4 protein-coding genes are annotated in these 5,455 nt (G+C 73.7%); 2 read left to right on the top strand and 2 right to left on the bottom strand.

Annotated elements, in window-relative coordinates; translation table 11 throughout:
- Nucleotides 1–1,137 (top strand): MMPL family transporter (locus tag IFT36_RS14960; RefSeq protein ID WP_200413548.1); only part of this gene is annotated, 1,137 nt, incomplete at its 5' end.
- Here IFT36_RS14960 and IFT36_RS17035 read toward each other — a convergent pair.
- Both IFT36_RS17035 and IFT36_RS14950 read right to left on the bottom strand, forming a co-directional pair.
- The gene (locus IFT36_RS17035) at nucleotides 1,062–1,658 is read right to left on the bottom strand and encodes a thermonuclease family protein (RefSeq protein ID WP_200413547.1); all 597 of its coding nucleotides are present in this window, start codon (nucleotides 1,656–1,658) and stop codon (nucleotides 1,062–1,064) included. The two genes, IFT36_RS14960 and IFT36_RS17035, sit on opposite strands and share 76 nt — an antisense overlap.
- On the bottom strand, nucleotides 1,655–3,013 hold the full coding sequence (locus IFT36_RS14950; protein WP_200413546.1) for an MFS transporter: 1,359 nt from the start codon (nucleotides 3,011–3,013) through the stop codon (nucleotides 1,655–1,657). Before IFT36_RS14950 ends, IFT36_RS17035 begins: the two co-directional genes overlap by 4 nt.
- A gap of 521 nt (nucleotides 3,014–3,534) precedes the next feature.
- On the opposite strand from IFT36_RS14950, the gene IFT36_RS14945 reads away from it, so the two are divergent.
- Nucleotides 3,535–5,455: Ig-like domain-containing protein (locus tag IFT36_RS14945; protein ID WP_200413545.1), on the top strand; the 1,921-nt coding region annotated here is incomplete at its 3' end.

Genomic DNA, 5,455 nt, shown 5'->3' with positions numbered 1-5,455 from the left:
GACGCGGCGCGGACGGCCGACGCCGCCGCAGGAGGCGCGGCGCACCACGCGGCACAGCGACGCGGCTTCTGGGATCGTCTCGGGCGCGGCGTCCGACGCCGTCCGGCCGTCGTGGCCGTGGCGTCCGTCGCGGGCATCGGCGTCCTCTGCCTCGGCCTGAGCGGCTACGCCGTCGGCCTCTCGCAGACCGACCAGCTGCTCGGCGACCCCGATTCGGTCACCGCGCAACAGGTGATCGACGACTCGTTCTCGGCGGGGCTGACCAGCCGCACCACCGTGATCGTCCCCTCGACGGTCGCCGACGAGGCCACCGCGCTCGCGTCGGGCACGGACGGCGTCGACACGGCCACGACCGGCGAGACCGAGGGCGGACTGACGCGCGTCGACCTGCAGCTGTCCGCCGAACCCGAGAGCGACGCCGCGTTCGCCACCGTCGAGCGTCTGCGTGCCGGGTACGCCGACGCCGGCGGCGGCCTCGCCGACGCGCTCGTCGGGGGCAGCGACGCCACCGCCTACGACACGAAGGTGGCGGCGCAGGCCGACATCGACCTGATCGCGCCGATCATCCTGGCGATCGTGTTCGCCGTCCTGGCCCTGTTGCTGCGCTCGCTCGTGGCCCCCGTCCTGCTCATCGCCTCGGTGCTCGCCACGTTCTTCGCGAGCCTCGGGGCCTCGACCTGGCTGTTCCAGAACGTGCTGGGGTTCCCCGCCCTCGACACGGCGGTGACGCTGTACGCGTTCCTGTTCCTCGTCGCCCTCGGGGTGGACTACAACATCTTCCTCACCACCCGGGCCCGCGAGGAGGGCCTCGTGCACGGCACCCGCGAGGGCATGGTGCGGGCCCTGGCCTCGACCGGCGCCGTCATCACGAGTGCGGGCATCCTGCTGGCGGCCGTGTTCGCCGTCCTCGGCGTGCTACCGGTCGTCGCCCTGACCCAGGTCGGCGTGATCGTCTGCCTCGGCGTGCTGCTCGACACCCTGGTCGTGCGCACCGTGCTGGTGCCCGCGCTCGTGTTCCTCACCGGTGACGCGTTCTGGTGGCCGAGCCGGCGTCCGTCGGTTCAGCCGCAGGCGCCCCAGAGCCCGACCCGCGACGCCTCGGCCGACGCCTCGGCCGCGACGAACCGGTCGCGGTAGCGGTACGCGTCGTCGTAGGTGTCCTCGCGCCCGTAGCCCTCGGCGACGAGCCGCTCGTTGAGCATCGTGCCGTCCGGCGACCAGACGTAGCGGAGCAGCCGGTCGTAGCGGTCGGCGTCACCCTGCGAGGCGTCGTCCTCGAGCCAGACCGTGGCCCCCTCGGGCAGGGCGGCCGTCGTGAAGGTGCTCGCCTCTGGTCCGAAGCAGTCGACCGGCGCATCGGGCTTCACGGTCTCGGGGGTGTCCACGCCGATCAGGCGGATGCGCTCGCGCTCCCCCGCCACCAGGACGACGACGGTGTCCCCGTCGACGACCCGGTCGACCACGGCCTCGACCGCCGCGGCCGGGACGCTCGTGGGCACGGGGACCGCACCCGCGCCTCCCGGGCCGCCACCCGCCGACCCGTCGCCGAGGAGGCGCGGGAAGGCCACGAGGACGGCCCCCGCCACGAGCACCACGAGGACTCCGAGCAGCCGGCGCGGCGTGAGGCGACGACGCGACGGATGACGACGCGCGCTCACTCGGCGAGCCGCGTGCCGCGGAGCTCGGGCAGCGTCGTGGCGGCGACGGCCCCCACGACGAAGACCGCGCCGAAGACGACGAACAGGGTGGGCGGCCCCCCGAGGGCGATCAGCGGAGGCACCGACAGCGGCGCGGCGATCGAGGCGATGCGCCCGACGCCCGCGGCCCACCCCGCGCCCGTGCCCCGCAGCGGGGTCGGGTAGAGCTCGGGCGTCACGGCGTAGAGCGCCCCCCACGCGCCGAGGTTGAAGAACGACAGGGCCATGCCCGCGACCAGGATCTGCGCGACGCTGCCGCTGACCGCCCCGAAGCCGAAGAAGACGGCCGCGACGGCCGACCCGAGCAGGAAGGTCGCGAGCGTCCCGCGACGCCCCCACTTCTCGATCAACCAGGCCGAGGCCGCGTAGCCCGGCAGCTGCGCCAGGGTGATGATCAGCACGTACCCGAACGAGCGCACGAGCGGGAACCCGGCCGCGACGAGCAACGACGGCAGCCAGACGAAGGCGCCGTAGTACGAGAAGTTGGTCATGAACCAGACCACCCAGATCGCGACCGTGCGGCGAGCCATGCCGGCACCGAAGAGCCGGCCGACGGAGGCGCGGACCGGCTTCTCGACGACCCGCGCCTCCTCGGCGGCCACGGTCGGGGCGGCGACGCCGGCCGCCTGCTCGAAGCCGCGGACGGTGCGCTCGGCCTCGTCGTGACGCCCCTTCGACTCGAGGAAGCGCACCGACTCGGGCATCCTGAGGCGGACGAACACGGCGTAGAGCGCGGGAGCGGCACCGATCAGCAGGGCCCAGCGCCAGCCGTCGTCGCTCGTCGGGATCACGAGGTAGCCGACGAGGGCGGCCCCGATCGAGCCGACGGCCCAGAACGCCTCGAGCAGGACGACCACCCGGCCCCGGATGCGCCGGGGTGAGAACTCGCTGACGAGGGTCGACGCGACCGGCAGTTCGGAGCCCAGGCCGAGTCCGACGACGAAGCGCAGGACGAGCAGCACGCCGACCGACCAGGACAGGGCCGAGAGGCCGGTGGCGAGGCCGTAGAGCAACAGGGTCAGGGCGAAGACGGTCTTGCGGCCCAGGCGGTCGGCCAGCGAACCACCGACGGCCGCGCCGATCGCCATGCCCGCGAACCCGGCCGACGCGACCCAGGCCAGTTGTCCGGCCTGGTCGCTCCACACGGTCATCAGTTGGGCGATGACGAACGAGAGCAGGCCGACGTCGAGCGCGTCCAGGGCCCATCCGATGCCCGAGCCGGCCAACAGGCGACGGTGCTTCGAGGTGAACGGCAGCTCGTCGAGGCGCTCGCTGCGCGTCGGGGCGACCGGGGTCGAGGTGGGGACGGGGGTCATCGGGGCCTGTCGTCTCGGGGTGTCGTCGGGTCGGGCGGGTGGTCGGACACGGACTCCTCGCGTGAGGCGGACCGGGCCACTGGGCAGTGTAGGAGCCGTGAAGATGGCCGCGGCTACAGACACCGGGGCCGCGGCACCGTAGCCTCGGGCGGACCGGATCATCTCGGTCCGCGACGGAGGCACCACCATGGCAGAGAAATCAGCGAAAAAAGGCACCGCGAAGGTTGCCGTGCGCTCCTTGAAGGAGAAGCGCGCCGACAAGAAGGCCAAGGGCGCGACGGGTGGCCACTCGGAGGACATCGTCTCCAACGCCAAGAAGCGCTGACGCACGACGTCCCCGAAGGGGCGCCGACCTCCGCACCGGGTGACCGGTCGCGAGGCGGCGCCCCTTCGTCGTTCCCGGCACGCGGCGACGCCCGCGACGACGCCTCGGGTCGGTCCGGGTGTGACACGACGACCACACCTGACATAACCTCGACCTCGTGGCCCGCGATCAGGGGTGGGGCCGGAGGGACGACGACATGATCGACAGGCGCATCAGGGCATGGGCGGCGACGGGGGTGACGGTCGTCGTGGCCGGCGCGCTGGCCCTCGGGGGCGCGACCAGCGCCTCCGCCGCCGGACCGGGAGCGGTCGGCTGGGCCGACTTCACCGTCGACGGGACGGCTCGTGCCTACACGGGCACGATGACGCTCCCCGGGGACTTCCCGCAGGCGACGTTCACGTCGACCTCGCGCCAGGCGACGATCCCCAGCGGATCGAGCACGTGGCAGGGCACGGGCACGCCGGTCGGCGCCGAGTACGACTCGAGCCGCGGTCGCCCCTACCTCAACCTCCGTCCGGCCCAGGACTCGCCGACCGCGGCCGCCGCCTCGGTCACGACCTACACCTTCGATCGCGCCACCCCCGCGAGCGACTGGTCGTTCGTGCTCGGTGACGTCGACGCCGACCAGGTGACGGTGTCGGCCACCGGCGCCGACGGTGTGGCCGTGCCCGCCGACGCCCTCGGCTTCGGGAGCACGTACAACTACTGCCGCACCGCGGCCGGCGGTCCGTCGCCGTCGTGCGACGCCGCGGGACTGCGCGACGTGCCGACCTGGAACGCCGCCACGGGCGTGCTGAACGGCAACGCCACCGCGTCCGACACCGAGGGCGCCGCCGCCTGGTTCAGCCCGACCGTGCCGCTGTCGACGCTGACCTTCACGTACCAGCAGCGTTCCGGGTTCCCCGTCTACCAGACGTGGTTCGTGACCAAGACCTTCACCGCGAGCGGGGTGGTGACGAACGACGGCGCGGCCTACCCCGGAGCGATCGTGACGGTCGTCGACCCGGCGACCGGTGAGGTCGTCGGGACCACCACGACGGTCGGCCCCGACGGCACCTGGTCGGTCCCCGGCCTCGTCTCGGGCACGCCCTACGAGGTCGACGTCACCACACCGGAGGACGCCGCGGATCTGCCTGCCGTGCCCTTCACCATCGCGGGCGACGACTCCCCCGGACTCGACTTCGCCTTCGCCGGCGCCGTGCCCCCGGTGGCCACCGCGCCCCTCACGGTGACGGTCGTGGAGGCCGACGGGACGCCCGTGGCCGACCGTCCGGTGAGCATCGTCGTGCCCGGCCAGATCGACCCGGTGGCGTCGGGGACGACCGGAGCCGACGGCTCGGTCACCTTCGAGGGGCTCGACCCCGCGGCCGAGTACGACCTGGTGGACGAGGTCACGGGCATCGCCCGCGGTCCGGTCACCACGGCCTCCGGCGCGTCGATCACGTTCGACCCGACCGTCGAGATCACGACGAGCATCGTGAACCCCGACGGATCGGCACCCGCGACCGGGTCGACGGTCGACATCGTGCCGGTCGGCGAGACCGCGCCGGTGGCGAGCGTCGAGACCGGCGCGGGCGGCTCGTTCACGGCCGACGGCCTCACCCCTGGCGAACAGTACGAGGTGGTCCTCGACGAGGACGTCGACTCGGCCGTCACGATCACCGCACCCGCGACGAGCGGGACGATCCCGCCCGTGCAGATCGCGGCCCCCGCGACCGTGTCGGTCGAGGGCACCGTCGTGGACTCCGACGGCACGCCCGCCGCCGACCTCGAGCTGTCGCTGATCGAGGCGGACGCCACCGACCCCGAGCCCGTCGCCACCCCGACCACCGACGCCGCGGGCGTCTACCGGGCCGACGACCTCGTCCCCGGCACGACCTACGACGTCGTGGCCGACGGCGAGACCCTCGGGTCGTTCACGGCGCCGACCGCCGACGGGACCGTCCCGACCATCACCCTCGCCGCGCCTCCCGTGGTGACCCCCGTGCCCGACCCCGAGCCGACCCCCGACCCGATCGTCACGCCGGCTCCCGTCGTGCCGGCAGCCGGAGGCCAGGGCACGGGCGGCACGGGCACCGGCGGCTCGGGCCGACCGCTCGCCTACACCGGCAGCGAGC

It is taken from the genome of Frigoribacterium sp. CFBP 13605, assembly GCF_014839405.1.
GTDB lineage: Bacteria > Actinomycetota > Actinomycetes > Actinomycetales > Microbacteriaceae > Frigoribacterium.
This window is presented reverse-complemented; position numbering and strand designations above follow the sequence as displayed.